Below are 16,318 nucleotides of genomic sequence, written 5' to 3' on the forward strand. Positions count from 1 at the left end.
ACGGATCGGACAAGGAAGGGCGAGCACGCGGAGTTTACAACGCCTCATTATCGGTTATCCGTCACTCAACGGAGAACCGACATGAACAAACCGATCCCCAACTCCCTGCGCAACCTGCCCGACGAACGCGGCCGCTTCGGCGAATTCGGCGGCCGGTTCGTTGCCGAAACCCTCATGCCGCTGATCCTCGAACTGGAGGCCGCCTACGAGGCCGCGAAGAACGATCCGGCGTTCCAGGCCGAGTTCGACTATTACATGAAGCACTATGTCGGCCGCCCCAGCCCGCTCTGGTTCGCGGAGCGGCTGACGAAAAAACTCGGCGGTGCCAAAATCTATTTCAAGCGTGACGAGTTGAACCACACCGGCGCGCATAAAATCAACAATTGCATCGGGCAGATCCTGCTCGCCAAGCGCATGGGCAAGACCCGCATCATCGCGGAAACCGGCGCCGGCCAGCACGGGGTTGCCACCGCAACCGTCGCCGCCTTGTTCGGCCTGCCCTGCGTGATCTACATGGGCGCGGTCGATGTCGAGCGGCAACAGCCCAATGTGTTCCGCATGAAGCTGCTCGGCGCCGAAGTGGTCCCGGTCACGTCCGGCGCGGCGACGCTCAAGGATGCGATGAACGACGCCCTGCGCGACTGGGTCGCGAACGTGCGCGACACGTTTTATATCATCGGCACCGCCGCTGGTCCGCACCCCTACCCCGCCATGGTCCGCGATTTTCAGTCGGTCATCGGCACCGAAGCCCGCGCTCAGATGCTGGAAGCCGAATCCCGCCTGCCGGATGTCGCGATCGCGGCGATCGGCGGCGGCTCCAACGCGATCGGCCTGTTCCATCCGATGCTCGATGACGAGGTCAAGCTCATCGGCGTCGAAGCCGCCGGGCGCGGCCTCGATTCCGGCGAACATGCCGCCTCGCTGTCGCGGGGCCGGCCCGGCGTGCTCCACGGCAACCGCACCTATCTGCTGCAGGACGATGACGGCCAGATCCTCGAAGCCCACTCGATTTCCGCCGGTCTCGATTACCCCGGCATCGGTCCGGAACATTCCTATCTTCATGATATCGGCCGGGTCGAGTATGTCGCGGTCACCGATGATGAAGCGCTTGCGGCGTTCCAGCTCTGCTGCGCGACCGAGGGGATCATCCCCGCGCTCGAACCCGCCCACGCCCTTGCCCATGTCGCCAAGATCGCCCCGAGCATGGAGCCCGAAAAAATCATCCTGATGAATTTGTGCGGTCGGGGGGACAAGGATATTTTCACCGTGGCGAAGCACCTCGGGGCTCAGCTGTGAGCCGGATCGCCGCCACCTTCGGGCGGCTGAAAGCCGAAGGTCGCGCCGCGTTGATCACTTTCGTCGAAGCCTTCGATCCGGACCGGGCGACCTCGCTGTCCCTGCTCACCGGGATGGCCCGAAACGGCGCCGATATCATCGAAATCGGCATGCCCTTCACCGACCCGATGGCTGACGGCCCGACCATCCAGCTCGCCGGCCGCCGTGCGCTCCACGCCGGTGCCACCGTTGCCGGCACACTCGGCCTCGTGCGCGAGTTCCGGAGCGGCAACGACACGCTGCCTCTGGTGCTGATGGGCTACCTCAACCCGATCCTTTCCTACGGTGTCGCCCGCTTCACCGCCGACGCCGCCGCCGCCGGAGTCGATGGCCTCATCGTGGTCGATCTGCCGACCGAGGAAGCCGATCTGATGCTGGCCGACGTCAAAGCCAACGGCCTCGACCTGATCCGCCTCATTGCGCCCACCACCTCGGATGAACGTCTGCCCATCGTGCTGAAAGACAGTTCGGGCTTCGTCTACTACGTGTCGATCACCGGCATCACCGGCACCAGCACGGCCTCCGCCACCGATCTGGCACGCGATATCCCCCGGCTCCGCCGCGCGACCGACCTGCCGATCGCGGTCGGCTTCGGCGTGCGGACGCCCGAGCAGGCGGCGATTGTGGCACGCCACGCGGATGCCGCGGTGGTCGCCTCCGCCCTGATCGACCGGATGGCAAGCGGGCTTGAAGGCGGGCACGCCTCACCCGCCGTGATCGAAACGGTCCTCGCGGATGTGGCGGCCCTGGCTAGGGCCATGCATGCCGAGTCGGTCCCGGCGTAGGCAATACGGTCATCGTCGCCGTTTCGGCGGCGACGGGCGGCAACGATACGGTCGCAGGATGTAGCCCCCCGGCGCGCGGTCAGGCGCTGATGTTCAACAGAGTGCTCGCGGAAGTACCCCTGCCACCGCTGGAAGTTCCGCCGGAAGGCGTGCTGCTCGGTAAATCCGACGTGCTGACGGAGACGATCGAGCCGTTGGGTGCCGTCACCGTCGTTGTCACGCTGCCATCCGGATTGGTAACGACCGAGGTGGTATCTGCTGACGAACTGGAACCCGAGCTGCCGCCCGAACCGGAAGCGCCCTGGCTCGCGGAACTTTTTGCGCCGGACGCACCGGAGGCCGAGGACGTGCTCGCCGTGGCCTGCGTGTTCACTTGCGGCATGACGAGGCTGGCCGCAGAAACGCCTGAAATACTCATTACTCATCCCTCTCAATGCGATCGAGAGGGATATGACCCCTGTTGATTAAGCAATCGTAAACGCGCGGAGAACGCGCCGTGTCGTATCACCACGGTGGTTCGGCGTGTCGATCCGAACCGCTCCGTTCAGAGCGCATGCTTGATGCGGCGCACCATCCGCGTCATGAACCCGGCTTCGGGGTCCGCCACCATCGCCACCGCCGGGACTGTCGCGATCGTCTTGCCGTCGGCGCTGACCGTGATGGTACCGACCACGTCACCCTTCGCGACGCCTGCTTTCGGCGGCACATCGTAGGTCACGGTGGTTTTGAACCCCTTCACCGCCACTTTCGGCACGGTCATCACTACATCGTGCTGCGCCGCAACCGGTACGCTGACCTGCTGGTATCCCGGCGTCGGCATCGACCCCAGCGTCTTGCCTGCATCCACCACCGTCGCGTCGGTATAGAACTGATACCCGTAATCGAGCAGGGATTCGATATCGTTGGTACTGGTCACCCAGTTCGGGCCACCCAGCACCACCGCGATCAACCGCCGTCCGTCGCGTAGCGCCGTCGCGTCGATGCAATGTCCGGCCTCGTTGGTCCGCCCGGTCTTCAGCCCGTCCACGGTGGGATCGCGGAACAGGACCGGGTTCCAGCTGCGCTGACGGATCTTGTCGAAGGTGTAATGCTTCAACACTGAAATCTTCAGATATTGCGGGTAATCGGTCACGATCGCGCGTGAGAGCTTTGCCACATCCATCGCGGTCGTCCGCAATGTCGGGTCCGGGAGTCCGTCGACGTTGACATAATGCGTCCGGTCGAGGTGCAGCACTTTCGCTTCATGGTTCATCAGCCCGACAAAGGAGGATCTGCTGCCCGCCACCGCCTGCGCCAGCGCCACCGCCGCATCGTTGCCGGAATCGATGATCAGCCCGTGCAGCAACTGATCGACCGTGACCGTCATGCCCGGCGAGATGAACATGCGCGACCCGCCAGTGTGCCAGGCCGCATCGCTCACCGGCACGGTCTGATCCATTTTCAGCGTACCGTGCGCGATCGCCTGATAGACCAGATACGCCGTCATCAGCTTGGTCAGGCTGGCAGGCGGCCACGCCAGATCCGGCGCTTTCGCGGCGATGACCGCACCGGTTTTTGCATCCATCAGCACATACGAAGCCTGGGCCGGCAATTCCGGCGGTGCGGCCATACCGGGCAGGGCGAGCGGCGCGGTCGGCGGCGGACCGGCCGGGACCGCCGGCGACGTGGCCACCTTGGCGGCAGGCTTCGCCATATGGTGCGGGACCGCCGCACTGGCTGGCGCGGCGGCCGAGACCAGGGCAATCGAACTGAGGAGCGTGGCGACGGAGCGCTTCATGTCATGGTCCAGGCAAGTGATGAGGCCATCTCCTACAATCCCTCGCCGTGTCGGCGCAAATCACGCAGCCGTGCCACCTGCCTCGCGCCGTCTTCCTTGACTTCGCCGCCCCCGCAAGGTTGAAGCGGCACCTGAACAGGAACCGAACCTCAATGGCCGCAAAACCACCGTCCAACCAGCAGTCCAGCGCTCCCCAATCGACCGGGGCGATGATCCGGGAATGGGTCGTCACCCTCGTTTACGTTGTCGTGATTGCGGTTTTCATCCGCTCGTTCCTGTTCGAACCGTTTTTCATTCCCTCGGGCAGCCTGACGCCAACACTTCTGCCAGGCGATTTCATTCTTGTTACGAAATGGAACTATGGCTACTCGCGCTGGTCGTTCCCTTTCGGCGAACCCGATTTCAAGGGCCGCATTTTCGGCTCGTTGCCCAAGCAGGGTCAGATCGCGGTGTTCGCCCTGCCGCGCGACCCCAGCATCGACTATATCAAGCGCGTCATCGGCGAACCGGGCGATACCGTGCAGATGACCAAGGGTCAGCTCTACATCAACGGCAAGGAGGTGCCCCGCACGCCGGACGGCACCTATGTCGAAACCCCGCTCGATGATGGCCAGGGCGTGCCGATCACCGTGAAACTCTACAAGGAAACCCTGCCGGACGGCGTCACCCACCTGATCGCCAAGGCGACCGACAAGGGCTTCGCCAACAACACGCCGGTCTATCACGTGCCGCCCGACCATTTGTTCATGATGGGCGACAACCGCGATTTCAGCGAAGATTCCCGCTTCCTCGATGCGGTGGGCTACATTCCGCTCCAGAATTTCGTCGGCCGCGCCCGGTTCATCTGGTTCTCGATCCGCCTCGATCACCCGTGGTGGGAAATCTGGTACTGGCCGGTCGATATCAGATGGGACCGCATCTTCAAGGTCATTAAATGACCACGAAGGCCGAGGCCCTGCTCGGCCATGAATTCACCCGCAAGGACCTGCTCGCCGAAGCCCTCACCCATCGCTCGGCGGTTGGCCAGGGCGGTGCGGGCTCGAACGAACGGCTCGAATTCATCGGCGACCGCGTGCTCGGCCTGCTGGTCGCGGAATGGCTGATCGAGCGATTCCCCCGCGAACGTGAAGGCGCGCTCGGTCCGCGCCTCGCTTATCTGGTTTCGCGCCCTTCGCTCGCCGGCATCGCCGAGCATATCGGGATCGCCGATCTGCTCGATGTCTCGCCGGGGGAATCCCGCCGCGGTGTACGCAACCGCTCGACCGTGCTCGCTGACGCGCTCGAAGCTCTGATCGGCGCGCTCTATACCGATGGCGGGCTGACCCCGGCACGCAATTTCATCCGCCATGCCTTCGCCACCGTGATCGACGCGCAGGATTCGGCACCGCCCAAGGACCCGAAAACCGCGCTGCAGGAATACGCCCTGGCCCGCAGCCCGATCCTGCCGGCCTACGAAATTCTCGCCCGCACCGGCCCCTCCCATGCGCCGAAATTCCACATCCAGGTGACCGTGGGGACCGAAACCGCCGAGGGCCAGGCCGGCACCAGGCGCGAAGCTGAACAGAACGCGGCCCGTAACCTTCTCGATCGGCTCAAATCATGACCACACGTTGCGGCTACGTTGCCCTGCTCGGCAGGCCCAATGCCGGGAAATCCACCCTGCTCAACCAGGCCGTCGGCGCCAAGGTCTCGATCGTGACGCCCAAGGCGCAGACCACGCGCTTCCGGGTCAGCGGTATCGTGATGCGGCAGACCGCCCAGATCGTCCTGATCGACACGCCGGGCCTGTTCGCCCCGAAGCGCCGGCTCGACCGCGCCATGGTCGCCGCGGCGTGGGACAGTGTCGCCGGGGCGGATCTCGCGTGCATGCTGGTCGATGCCTTCCGCGCCAAGCCCGACGATCTCGCCGAACCGCTCGAAGCCCTCGCCCGCACTGGCCGCAAGCGCTGGCTTATCCTCAACAAGATCGACCTGCTGCCCCGCGAAAAGCTCCTGCCGCTGGCGGAAACCCTCGCCAAAGCCGGCAGCTTCGCCGAGGTCTTCATGATCAGTGCGCTGAAGCGGGACGGCATCGACCACCTGCTCGATGCCATGGGCAAGGCCATGCCCGAAGGCCCGCACCTTTATCCGGAAGACGAACTCACCGACCAGACCGACCGCATGCTCGCCGCCGAACTGGTCCGCGAACAGATATTCATGCAACTCCGCGAAGAAATTCCCTACGGTGCCTCGGTCGAAACCGAAAGCTTCAAGGACCTCGCCGACGGCTCGGCACGGATCGACCTGACGATTTACGTCGCCCGCGCCGCCCACAAGAAAATCATGCTCGGCGAGGGCGGAGCCCAGATCAAGTCGATCGGCACCAAAGCGCGAACCCAGCTCGAAAAACTCCTCGAACGCCGGGTTCATCTGTTCCTCAACGTCAAGGATCGGCCGGGCTGGGACGAAGAATCGGCGAGGCTCCGGGCGCTGGGGCTGGAGGGTTAGGCGGCCAGCCGCCGCAAATGATAATCGGCGTCGCCGAACTGCATCTCGATCATCGTCAGCCGCTTGAACAGATGCCCGGCCTTGTATTCCATCGTCACGCCGATCCCGCCATGCAGTTGCACCGCTTGCTGACCCACGAATTTCGCCGCTTTTCCCACTGCCGCCTTGGCCATCGCGATCGCCTCGCCCCGCACCTTCGCATCATCGTCCGCCGCTGACAGGGCGGCGAAAATCGCCATGCTGCGCGCCTGCTCCAGCGCGACATACATATCGACCGCGCGATGCTGCAACACCTGGAACGCCGAGATGGCGACACCGAACTGCTTGCGCGTCTTCATGTAATCGACGGTCATGGCAATCAGCGCCTCCATGGCGCCGACCGCCTCGGCGCAGAGCGCGGCAATCGCCTCGTCGACCGCCCGCTCCAGCACGGCAAGATCACCGATCAGCCGCGCTGCCGGCACGCGCACGTTGGCAAGCGAAATCTCCGCCCCCCGCAAGGCATCCTGCATCGGATATCCCCGCCGGGAAACCCCTTCCGCCTTCGCGTCGATCAGGAACAGCCCCACCCCGTCCCGATCCCGCGTCCCGCCCGACATCCGCGCGCTGACGATCAGGTAATCCGCCGAATCGCCCGCAATGACCACGGTTTTATCACCCTCGATTACGAAATCGTCCCCGTCCCGCCGCGCGGTCGTTGTGATATCGTTCAGGTCATACCTCGAATGCCGCTCGGTATGGGCGACCGCCACGATCGCCTCACCGGCAGCAATCTTTGCGATCACTTCCTCGCGCAGAGCGCCCGGCGTGCCATGACGAAGCACCGCCCCGGCAAACACGACGCTCGCCAGATACGGCTCCAGCGCCACCGCCTTGCCGATCTCCTCCATGATGATCATCGTCTCGACCGGCCCGCCACCGAACCCGCCCTGCGCTTCGTCGAACGGCAGCGCCAGCAACCCCGCCTCGGCATATTCCGCCCACACCGCGCGATCGAACCCGTCCGGCTGTTTCGCATAGGCCTTGCGCATCTCGAAATCACCGTACCGCGCGGCAAACAACTTGCCGACACTGTCACGGAGCAGACGCTGTTCATCGGTGAAATCGAAGTCCATGTCGGGTTCCTTGGCAGAGAAAAGAAAGGCTTCTTTTTTGTAAAAAAGAAGCAAAAAACTTTTGTTACTTTGGATTCGGGGGTGGCAGGGGTCGTGCTCCACGGTGGGGAATTACCGAAAGTTTTTTCGTTCTTTTTTACAAAAAAGAACTGCTGCCTTCAAAACCCCAGTATCGCCTTGGCAATGATATTCCGCTGTATCTCGTTCGATCCCCCATAGATCGAAATCTTGCGCCAATTGAAATAGGTCGGTGCCGCATAGGCCGCATCGTCCGGGCCGATCGGGGTGTTGTTGCCTTCGTCCTCGGCATCGGTCGAGCGTTGATACGGCATCGCCAGCGGTCCGACCACATCCATCAGAAGTTCGGTCGTCGCCTGCTGAATTTCAGATCCCTTGATCTTCAGCACGGATGATTTGGGGTCCGGCGCCCCGTGCCGGCCCGATTTCCGTGCCTCCGCCAGCACCCGCAACTGCGTGATTTCCAGCGCCTTGAGCTCGACCTCGACCGTGGCGAGTTTCTCGCGAAACCACGGCGCCTGCAGCAACGTGCCGTCCCCGGCGCGTTCCTTCGCCGCCAGTTCGCGCACCCGCCGCAGCCGCTGCTTGGAAACGCCGACGCGGGCGATGCTGGTCCTTTCGTTTCCGAGCAGGAACTTGGCGTAATCCCAGCCCTTGTTCTCCTCGCCGACCAGGTTCTCCACCGGCACCTTCACCTCGTCGAACCACACTTCATTGACCTCGTGCCCGCCATCGATCAACTGGATCGGTCGCACCGTGATGCCCGGCGTTTTCATGTCGACAAGGATGAAGGAAATACCTTGCTGTTTCTTCGCCGCCTGCAAATCGGTCCGGGCCAGCACGAAAATCCAGTCGGCATATTGCGCGAGCGTCGTCCAGGTCTTCTGACCGTTGATGATGTAATGATCCCCCTCCCGCCGCGCCGTGGTCTTCAGCCCGGCAAGATCCGACCCTGCGCCGGGTTCGGAGAAGCCCTGGCACCACCAGATGTCCAGATTCGCAGTCCCCGGCAGGAACTTCCGCTTCTGCGCGTCGTTCCCGAAGGTCGCGATCACCGGCCCCACCATCGAGACATTGAACGGCAGCGGCTGCGGTGCCGGGGCCGATTGCAGCTCGTCGATCAGGATGAATTCCTGCACCGGGCTCCAATCCTGCCCACCCCATTCCTTCGGCCAGTGCGGCGTCGCCCAGCCTTTCGTATTCAGTTTTGCCTGCCAGTCAACGATATCCTGCTTGGCGATCTCGCGCCCCTCGATCATCCGCTGCTGCACCTCGCGCGGCAAATTGTCGCGGATGAACGCGCGGATCTCATCGCGAAACGTCAGTTCCTCAGCCGAAAAACTCAGTTCCATCGCCCGCCCCCTAATTGATCTCGAACAATCCGGCAGCCCCCTGGCCACCGCCGATGCACATGGTGACCACGGCGAACTTCGCACCCCGCCGCCGGCCCTCGATCAGCGCATGCCCCGTCATCCGCGCCCCGCTCATCCCGTACGGATGCCCGATCGAGATGGACCCGCCATCGACATTGAGCTTCGCCGGATCGATCCCGAGCCGATCCCGACAATAGATCACCTGGCTCGCGAACGCCTCGTTCAACTCCCACAGATCGATATCATCCACCGTCAGACCATGCCGCTTCAACAGGCGCGGCACCGCGAACACCGGCCCGATCCCCATTTCGTCCGGCTCGCAGCCGGCCACCACGAACCCGCGAAACACGCCCATCGGCGTCAACCCGCGCGCGGCCGCCTCGGTATCGGACATCAGCACACATGCCGAGGCGCCATCCGAGAGCTGGCTCGCATTGCCCGCCGTGATGAACTGATCCTCGCCGCGCACCGGCTTGAGCTTCGCCAACCCCTCAAGCGTGGTCTCGGGCCGGTTGCCCTCGTCCTGGCGCAAGGTGATCTCCTCATGCGAAACCGCCTTGGTCTCCTTGTTCTCGATCGCCTTGATCGTAGTGATCGGCACGATCTCGGCGGCGAACCGTCCGGCCTGCTGCCCCGCTGCCGTCCGCCGCTGGCTCTCCAGCGCATACTCATCCTGCGCCGCCCGGCTCACGCCATAGCGCGCCGCAACGATGTCCGCCGTTTCGATCATCGGCATATAGACCGCCGGTTTGTGCTCGATCAGCCAGGGATCGAGATTCCGCCCGTTATTGACCGGGTTGGACGTCAGGCTGATACACTCAAGCCCGCCCGCCAGAACCACCGGCGCACCCTCGACCAAAATCTCGTGGGCGGCCATCGCGATCGCCTGCAACCCCGACGAACAGAACCGGTTGACCGTCATCGCCGCTGCGTTCACCGCAACCCCCGCCCGCACCGCTGCCAGCCGCGCGACATTGCCACCGGTCGTTCCCTCCGGCGTTGCGCATCCCATCACCACATCCTCGATGTCCAGCGGATCGAGTTGCGCCCGCTCCATCGCATGGCGCAACGCATGGGCACCCAGCGTCGGGCCCGTGGTGATGTTGAACGCGCCCCGATACGCCTTGCCGATCGGGGTCCGGGCAGTAGACACAATGACAGCCTCAACCATGCGCAACTCCTAACCGAATGTCTGCTTCCGATGATCCGCCGCGGCCTCCGCCGCCAGTTCCTTGCGCGAAAACTTCCCCACCGATGTCCTGGGCAGGCTGTCGCGAAATTCCACCGCCACCGGCATTTCGTGGCGTCCCAGCTTGTCCGCGAGGAAGGCACGCAACTCCTCGATCGTGAACGATGCCGCATGCGCCTTCAACGTCACGAACGCCTTGGCCGATTGGCCCCGATAATCATCCGGCACGCCCACCACGATCACCTCGGCCACGTCCGGATGCTCATAGATCGCCTGTTCGATCTGGGTCGGATAGACATTGAACCCGCCGGAGATGATCATGTCCTTCTTGCGGTCGACCAGAAACACCATGCCATCCTGATCGATATACCCGACATCCCCGGTCAGGAAATGCCCATCGACGAAGACCCGTGCAGTCTCGTCGGGCGCATTCCAGTAGCCCTTGAACAGATTGGGCGATCTGATCCTGATCTCGCCGGTCTCGCCATACGGCAGGACCCGTGCCGGATCATCGAGTGCCACGACATCGAGCTTCACCCCCGGCAACGGCATTCCCGCCGAGCCATGCTTGAACATACCGTCGAGCAGGTTGCCGGTGCCGGCCGACGCCGTTTCGCTCATTCCCCAGCCGCCGCCGAGCCGCATCCCGGTCAACCGTTCGAACCGCTGCCCGATCTCGATCGGCAGCGGTGCCCCACCCGATCCCACCAGCCTGAGCGACGATAGATCCCGCCGGTCCAGATCGGGGATATTCGCCAGCGCGATCCACATGGTCGGCACGCCGGGGAAATAACTCGCCTTGTTCACCTCGATGTCGTGCAACACAGTCGCGGCGTCGAACTTCAGGCGCAACATCAGCAGGCTGCCGCGCGAGAGTTGCAACAACAGCAACACCACCAGCGCATAGATGTGAAACAACGGGAGCACGCAGATCGCCCGAAACCGCGTCCCCGGCGGAAACCGCCCCTGTCCATCGAAAAAGGCCGCATAAATCGCAACCGAGGCCCGCAGCGTCGCATGGGTGTGCATCGCTCCCTTGGGCAATCCGGTGGTCCCGCCGGTATATTGCAGCAGCGCCAGCCCATCCGGATCGATCGCGGGCAACACCACATCCGCCCCGCGCCCCAGCGCCCGCAACGCAGGTATCGTGATGATCCGTGGATCGTCCTGCGGGATCGGCGGATGCGCCATTCCGGGAATCGCCCCGAACTGCGCATCATCCCCCACGATCAACCGATCGACATGCCCGGCCTCCAGCAACCGCACCGCCGTCGCCAGCATCGTGCCCAGATTGGTGCACACCAGCACCCGCGCGCCGGAATCGTGCAGTTTGTGAATCAACTCCCGTTCGGCATCGAGCGGCGAGAGATGCGCCACCACCAGCCCTGCCGCCAGCGTGCCGAAAAAACTGAACGGATGCCCCGGCGAATTGGGCAGATACAACGCGACCCGCTCGCCCGGCCGCAACCCGAGCGCAACCAGCCCTTTGGCAACCTCATCGACCGCAACACCGAGTTCGGCGAAACTGATCTCATGCCCGCGATATTCGAGTGCCGGTTCCGTGCCGAACCGCGCAATGGTGTTCGCGAGCATCGCCGGGATCGTCTCATGCGGGATCTCGATATCCCATGACAATCCTGCTGGATAATTCCGCTCCCAGGGAAACGGCCGCCCGCTCACGCCGCAGCGGCCTTTGCATCCTTGCCGATATCGGCAAATCCCTTGCCCTGCTCCGCCAATTGCCGCAGCAGCGCCGCCGGCCGCACCCCCTCATCGCCGCTCGCCCCGGCATAATGCTCAAGCCGCGCCACGATCTCCGGCAACCCGACCAGATCGGCATGAAAACACGGCCCGCCCCGCCACACCGGCCAGCCATACCCGTACACCCATACCACATCGATATCCGATGGCCGGATCGCGATGCCCTCTTCGAGAATCCGCGCCGCCTCGTTGATCATCGGATAGGTCATCCGCTCGAGGATCTCCTGATCCCCGATCGCCCGCCGCGTCACGCCGAGCCGCGCCGAAGTCTCGATGATCAACGCCTCGACCTCGGGGTCCGGTGTCGGCGTCCGGCTACCGCTTTCATATAGGTAATAGCCCCGCCCGGTCTTCTGCCCGAACCGGCCCTGCTCGCACAGCACATCGGAAATCGGCGCTGTCACGCCACGATGTTTGCGAATCCGCCACCCCACGTCCAGCCCGGCCAGATCGCCCATCGCGAACGGCCCCATCGGAAACCCGAATTTCAGCACCACGGCATCGACCTGCTGCGGCAGCGCGCCCTCCAGCAGCAGCCGCTCGCATTCGGTGGTCCGACGCGCCAGCATCCGGTTGCCGACGAACCCGTCGCAATTGCCAACCACGACCGGTACCTTGCCCATCGCCTTGCCCACCGCAATCGCGGTCGCGATTGCCTGATGCGAGGTGTCCCTGCCGCGCACGATCTCCAGCAGTTTCATCACATTGGCGGGCGAGAAAAAATGCATCCCCAGCACATCGGCCGGTCGGGCCGTCGCCGCCGCGATCGCGTCGATATCCAGCGTCGAGGTATTGGTCGCCAGCACCGCGCCGGATTTCGCCACCCCGTCGAGCCGGGCGAAAATCTCCTTCTTGAGGTCCATTTCCTCGAAAGCGGCCTCGATCACCATATCCGCCTCGGCAAGCCGCGCCCAATCCGTCGTCCCGCTCACCAGCGCCATTCGCGCCTCGGTTGCCCCCGCAGGCAACGCCCCGCGCCTGACCGAAATATCATACGTCTCGCGCACCCGGTCCAACCCTCGCTGCAACGCAGCCTCGCCGGTTTCCACCAGCGTCACCGGCACCCCGGCATTGGCGAAATTCATCGCGATCCCGCCACCCATGGTGCCCGCGCCGATCACCGCCGCCTGCCCGATTGCCGCCGGTTTCAGCCCCGACGCCATGCCCGGAATTTTCTGCGCCTCGCGCTCGGCGAAAAACACATGCCGCTGCGCGCGCGACTGATCTCCGGTCACCAGCCGCATGAACATCGCGCGCTCCGCCGCCAGCCCCGCCTCGAAATCCATGGTGAACGCATTGCGCACCGACTCGACACACGCCGCCGGTGCCTCGATCCCGCGCAACCGCTTCACCGCGTCCGCCGCTGCCCGCTCGAACGCTGCCGGGTCCGCCTTCGCCGCCGCCAGCTTCTCATCGCGATCCCGCACCCGCACCGGTGACGTGGTGCCGATCGTATGCGCGAAATCCACCGCCCCTTGGACCGGTTCGGCCACGACCGCGTCGATCAGCCCATCCGCCAACGCCGCCTTGGCCCCGATCATTTTGCCCGAAACGATCGCGGTCACCGCCTTCTCCGGCCCGATCAGCCGGGGCAGCCGCTGCGTGCCGCCCGCGCCCGGCAACAGACCGAGCTTGACTTCCGGCAGTCCCATCCGCGCTGACTCGGTCGCCACCCGATAGTGGCACCCCATCGCCAGCTCCAGCCCGCCCCCGAGCGTCGTGCCGAACAGGGCCGCAATCGTCGGCTTCGAACACTCGTCGAACCGCTCGATCACCTCATGCAAACCCGGATCACGCGGCGGGGTGCCAAACTCGGTAATATCCGCCCCTGCGGAGAACGTGCGGCCCCGGCACGCCAGCACGATCACCTTCACCGCCGGATCGGCCTCGGCCCGCGTCAACGCTTCGACCAGCCCGTCCCGTACCGCATGACCCAGCGCGTTGACCGGCGGATTGTCGATCGCAATGATCGCCACACCCTGATCGACGTCGAGATGAACAACTTGCCGGCTCATGTTCCCTCCGCAGGCCGCTTCGCGGCGCTATTCGTTGATCCCATGCCGCTTGGCGGCACCATTGGTTAACCCTGTATCGCTTGCGGCGGGGTCCGACGCAAGACCCTCCCACGCCGGGCTTGACGGGGCGAACCGCCGGATGCTTTGTCCCGCCATGGCCGAAGCCGCCCCACCCCAAACCCACGCGGAACGCGCCGCCGCCGCCCGTAAACGCCGTGAAGCCGAAGCCCTGCGCGCCAATCTTGCGCGGCGGAAGGCGCAGTCGCGCGAACGGGGCCAGATGGCGGACAGTGGCGCTGAGAAGCAGGACAGTGGAGACAAGAACTTCTTTTTTGAAAAAAAGAAACAAAAAACTTTTTTTGATCTGGGCCTCGGGTGTTTTCACCGTCACCGACCTAGATTAACAAAAATTTTTTTGTTTCTTTTTTCACAAAAAAAGAAATCCTTCTCTGACCTTTCTTTCCACCATAATCGCGGCCTCAACCCATGCCGGTAATGCCCGATCGCTGGATTCGCGATCAGGCCCAGGCCAACGCGATGATCACTCCTTTCGTCGAAACGCAGAAGCGCGACGGCGTTATTTCCTATGGCCTGTCATCGTATGGCTACGATGCCCGCGTGGCCGATGATTTCAAGATTTTCACCAATGTCGATTCCGCCGTGGTCGATCCCAAGAATTTTTCGCCCAGCAGTTTCGTCGATCGCAAGGGGCCGGTCTGCATCATTCCGCCCAATTCCTTCGCACTGGCCCATACGGTGGAATATTTCCGAATCCCACGCGACATTCTGGTGATCTGCCTCGGCAAATCCACCTATGCCCGGTGCGGCATCATCGTGAACGTCACCCCGCTCGAACCCGAATGGGAAGGTCAGGTCACGATCGAGATTTCCAATACCACGCCGTTGCCCGCCAAAATCTATGCCAATGAAGGCATCTGCCAGTTTCTGTTCCTGCAGGGCGCCGGCCCGTGCGACGTCAGCTACGCCGACAAATCCGGCAAATACATGCGCCAGACCGGCGTGTCCCTGCCAAAACTGTGAGGTTTCATGGATAGAATCCGCATCGTCGGCGGTCGCCCCCTTGAAGGCACCATCGACATTTCCGGCGCGAAAAACGCTGCCCTCATTCTGATGGCCGCCGGTCTCCTGACCGATGACCGCCTCATCCTCGCCAACGTCCCCGATCTGGCGGACGTTACCACCATGAGCCAGCTTCTCGCCCAGCACGGCATCGCGGTCGAGCGCCCCTCCGCGCGGACCCTTTCGCTCGGCGGTGCCATCACCAACACCGAAGCGCCGTATGATATCGTCCGCAAAATGCGCGCCTCGATTCTCGTGCTCGGCCCGTTGCTCACCCGCACCCGGGAAGCCCGCGTCTCCCTGCCCGGCGGCTGTGCCATCGGCACCCGCCCGGTCGATCTCCACCTCAAGGGGCTCGAAGCCATGGGGGCCGAAATCCGCCTCGATGCCGGCTATATCGACGCCACCGCTCCCCACGGGCTCCACGGCGCCACCATCACCTTCCCCTTCGTTTCGGTGGGCGCGACTGAAAACCTCATGCTCGCCGCCAGCCTCGCCGAAGGCGAAACCATTCTGATCAACGCCGCCCGCGAACCCGAAATCACCGACCTCGCCACCTGCCTCATCGCCATGGGCGCCGATATCACCGGCCTCGGCACCGACCGGCTGACCATCGTCGGCGTCAAATCGCTGCATGGTGCCACTCATAGCATCATCCCCGACCGGATCGAAACCGGAACCTACGCCTGCGCCGCCGCCATCACCGGCGGTGCCGTCACCCTGCGCGGCGCGCGCCCGAACGATCTCGGCGCCGTTCTCGCGACCATGGCCCAGGCCGGTGTCGACGTTACGGAAACGCCCGGCGGGTTGCACGTCTCGCGCCGCAACGGCCTGCATGGCACCGATGCCATGACGGAACCGTTCCCCGGATTCGCGACCGATATGCAGGCCCAGTTCATGACCCTCATGGCCGTCGCCGAGGGGGCCTCCATGATTACCGAGTCGATCTTCGAAAACCGCTTCATGCACGTCCCCGAACTCAACCGCATGGGCGCGCGCATCAACGTCCACGGCTCATCCGCCATTGTCCGCGGGGTTCCCACCCTCGCCGGTGCTCCGGTCATGGCGACCGACCTTCGCGCCTCCTTCTCGCTCGTCCTCGCCGGACTTGCCGCCCGGGGCGAAACCATCATCAACCGCGTCTATCACCTCGATCGTGGTTATGAAGCCGTCGAACACAAGCTCGCGGCGTGCGGCGCGCAAATCGAACGCCTGGCCGCCTGAAGCGACGCAAGCGGCTTTCATGTCGCCAGACGCCGTAGCGCATGGTTTTGCATGATGACAGTATTGCAATGAAAAATCGCTGGAATGCGCGACGCGGGATTTTACATATCGAAGCGCTTTGAACAATCACGATGACAAGGGAGAATAAAATGTTTTATT

At 63.8% G+C, this 16,318-nt stretch carries 15 protein-coding genes; 9 read left to right on the plus strand and 6 right to left on the minus strand.

The window, feature by feature from the left end; all coding sequences use genetic code 11:
- Positions 1-81 precede the first annotated feature (81 nt).
- The 3 genes from trpB to SIL87_RS12925 all read left to right on the plus strand — a co-directional run bounded on the left by trpB (position 82) and on the right by SIL87_RS12925 (position 2,584).
- Positions 82-1,296 (plus strand): tryptophan synthase subunit beta, encoded by a 1,215-nt coding sequence (gene trpB / locus SIL87_RS12915; protein ID WP_319614578.1) that lies wholly within the window; start codon positions 82-84, stop codon positions 1,294-1,296.
- On the plus strand, positions 1,293-2,120 hold the full coding sequence (gene trpA, locus SIL87_RS12920) for a tryptophan synthase subunit alpha (protein WP_319614579.1): 828 nt from the start codon (positions 1,293-1,295) through the stop codon (positions 2,118-2,120). The genes trpB and trpA overlap by 4 nt, the downstream gene beginning before the upstream one ends.
- Positions 2,121-2,209: 89 nt before the next feature.
- Positions 2,210-2,584, plus strand: a complete 375-nt coding sequence (locus SIL87_RS12925) for a hypothetical protein (protein WP_319614580.1) — start codon at positions 2,210-2,212, stop codon at positions 2,582-2,584.
- Positions 2,585-2,664: 80 nt separating this feature from the next.
- Here the strand turns inward: SIL87_RS12925 and SIL87_RS12930 are convergent, their stop codons facing one another.
- A complete protein-coding gene (locus SIL87_RS12930; protein ID WP_319614581.1) occupies positions 2,665-3,897 on the minus strand; it encodes a D-alanyl-D-alanine carboxypeptidase family protein in 1,233 nt (410 codons plus the stop codon).
- A gap of 152 nt (positions 3,898-4,049) precedes the next feature.
- Here SIL87_RS12930 and lepB point away from each other — a divergent pair, with 152 nt between their 5' ends.
- From lepB to era, 3 genes are read left to right on the plus strand one after another with little or no spacing between them, the layout of a single operon-like run.
- The gene (gene lepB / locus SIL87_RS12935; RefSeq protein WP_319614582.1) at positions 4,050-4,835 is read left to right on the plus strand and encodes a signal peptidase I; all 786 of its coding nucleotides are present in this window, start codon (positions 4,050-4,052) and stop codon (positions 4,833-4,835) included.
- Positions 4,832-5,500, plus strand: a complete 669-nt coding sequence (gene rnc, locus SIL87_RS12940; protein WP_319614583.1) for a ribonuclease III — start codon at positions 4,832-4,834, stop codon at positions 5,498-5,500. Before lepB ends, rnc begins: the two co-directional genes overlap by 4 nt.
- Positions 5,497-6,384, plus strand: a complete 888-nt coding sequence (gene era, locus SIL87_RS12945; protein ID WP_319614584.1) for a GTPase Era — start codon at positions 5,497-5,499, stop codon at positions 6,382-6,384. The genes rnc and era overlap by 4 nt, the downstream gene beginning before the upstream one ends.
- Here the strand turns inward: era and SIL87_RS12950 are convergent.
- From SIL87_RS12950 to SIL87_RS12970, 5 genes are all read right to left on the minus strand, one after another.
- Positions 6,381-7,499 (minus strand): acyl-CoA dehydrogenase family protein, encoded by a 1,119-nt coding sequence (locus SIL87_RS12950; RefSeq protein ID WP_319614585.1) that lies wholly within the window; start codon positions 7,497-7,499, stop codon positions 6,381-6,383. The two genes, era and SIL87_RS12950, sit on opposite strands and share 4 nt — an antisense overlap.
- A 158-nt stretch (positions 7,500-7,657) precedes the next feature.
- Complete coding sequence (gene pimC / locus SIL87_RS12955; RefSeq protein WP_319614586.1) at positions 7,658-8,869, minus strand: pimeloyl-CoA dehydrogenase large subunit; 1,212 nt, start codon at positions 8,867-8,869, stop codon at positions 7,658-7,660.
- 10 nt (positions 8,870-8,879) lie between these two features.
- Positions 8,880-10,061 carry an acetyl-CoA C-acyltransferase gene (locus SIL87_RS12960; RefSeq protein WP_319614587.1) on the minus strand — a complete coding sequence of 394 codons (1,182 nt, stop codon included), beginning with the start codon at positions 10,059-10,061 and terminating at the stop codon, positions 8,880-8,882.
- A 9-nt stretch (positions 10,062-10,070) separates the two neighbouring features.
- Positions 10,071-11,759 (minus strand): dicarboxylate--CoA ligase PimA, encoded by a 1,689-nt coding sequence (gene pimA, locus SIL87_RS12965; protein WP_319614588.1) that lies wholly within the window; start codon positions 11,757-11,759, stop codon positions 10,071-10,073.
- Positions 11,756-13,855 (minus strand): 3-hydroxyacyl-CoA dehydrogenase NAD-binding domain-containing protein, encoded by a 2,100-nt coding sequence (locus SIL87_RS12970; protein ID WP_319614589.1) that lies wholly within the window; start codon positions 13,853-13,855, stop codon positions 11,756-11,758. Before SIL87_RS12970 ends, pimA begins: the two co-directional genes overlap by 4 nt.
- Positions 13,856-14,009: 154 nt before the next feature.
- Here SIL87_RS12970 and SIL87_RS12975 point away from each other — a divergent pair, with 154 nt between their 5' ends.
- The 3 genes from SIL87_RS12975 to murA are packed head-to-tail and all read left to right on the plus strand — an operon-like array spanning position 14,010 to position 16,159.
- Positions 14,010-14,351 carry a hypothetical protein gene (locus SIL87_RS12975; protein WP_319614590.1) on the plus strand — a complete coding sequence of 114 codons (342 nt, stop codon included), beginning with the start codon at positions 14,010-14,012 and terminating at the stop codon, positions 14,349-14,351.
- Entirely contained in the window at positions 14,342-14,896 is a 555-nt protein-coding gene (gene dcd / locus SIL87_RS12980) for a dCTP deaminase (RefSeq protein WP_319614591.1), read from the plus strand. The genes SIL87_RS12975 and dcd overlap by 10 nt, the downstream gene beginning before the upstream one ends.
- A 6-nt stretch (positions 14,897-14,902) precedes the next feature.
- Positions 14,903-16,159 (plus strand): UDP-N-acetylglucosamine 1-carboxyvinyltransferase, encoded by a 1,257-nt coding sequence (murA, locus tag SIL87_RS12985; protein WP_319614592.1) that lies wholly within the window; start codon positions 14,903-14,905, stop codon positions 16,157-16,159.
- Positions 16,160-16,318 lie beyond the last annotated feature (159 nt).

Source organism: Acidiphilium acidophilum, from assembly GCF_033842475.1.
Classification (GTDB): Bacteria; Pseudomonadota; Alphaproteobacteria; order Acetobacterales; family Acetobacteraceae; genus Acidiphilium; species Acidiphilium acidophilum.

What these genes read in the sequence shown, in the direction of transcription:
- trpB (WP_319614578.1), top strand. Translation starts at nt 82, where the DNA reads ATGAACAAACCGATCCCCAACTCCCTGCGCAACCTGCCCGACGAACGC.
- SIL87_RS12925 (WP_319614580.1), top strand. Translation starts at nt 2,210, where the DNA reads ATGTTCAACAGAGTGCTCGCGGAAGTACCCCTGCCACCGCTGGAAGTT.
- SIL87_RS12930 (WP_319614581.1), bottom strand. Translation starts at nt 3,897, where the DNA reads ATGAAGCGCTCCGTCGCCACGCTCCTCAGTTCGATTGCCCTGGTCTCG.
- lepB (WP_319614582.1), top strand. Translation starts at nt 4,050, where the DNA reads ATGGCCGCAAAACCACCGTCCAACCAGCAGTCCAGCGCTCCCCAATCG.
- rnc (WP_319614583.1), top strand. Translation starts at nt 4,832, where the DNA reads ATGACCACGAAGGCCGAGGCCCTGCTCGGCCATGAATTCACCCGCAAG.
- era (WP_319614584.1), top strand. Translation starts at nt 5,497, where the DNA reads ATGACCACACGTTGCGGCTACGTTGCCCTGCTCGGCAGGCCCAATGCC.
- SIL87_RS12950 (WP_319614585.1), bottom strand. Translation starts at nt 7,499, where the DNA reads ATGGACTTCGATTTCACCGATGAACAGCGTCTGCTCCGTGACAGTGTC.
- pimC (WP_319614586.1), bottom strand. Translation starts at nt 8,869, where the DNA reads ATGGAACTGAGTTTTTCGGCTGAGGAACTGACGTTTCGCGATGAGATC.
- SIL87_RS12960 (WP_319614587.1), bottom strand. Translation starts at nt 10,061, where the DNA reads ATGGTTGAGGCTGTCATTGTGTCTACTGCCCGGACCCCGATCGGCAAG.
- SIL87_RS12970 (WP_319614589.1), bottom strand. Translation starts at nt 13,855, where the DNA reads ATGAGCCGGCAAGTTGTTCATCTCGACGTCGATCAGGGTGTGGCGATC.
- SIL87_RS12975 (WP_319614590.1), top strand. Translation starts at nt 14,010, where the DNA reads ATGGCCGAAGCCGCCCCACCCCAAACCCACGCGGAACGCGCCGCCGCC.
- dcd (WP_319614591.1), top strand. Translation starts at nt 14,342, where the DNA reads ATGCCGGTAATGCCCGATCGCTGGATTCGCGATCAGGCCCAGGCCAAC.
- murA (WP_319614592.1), top strand. Translation starts at nt 14,903, where the DNA reads ATGGATAGAATCCGCATCGTCGGCGGTCGCCCCCTTGAAGGCACCATC.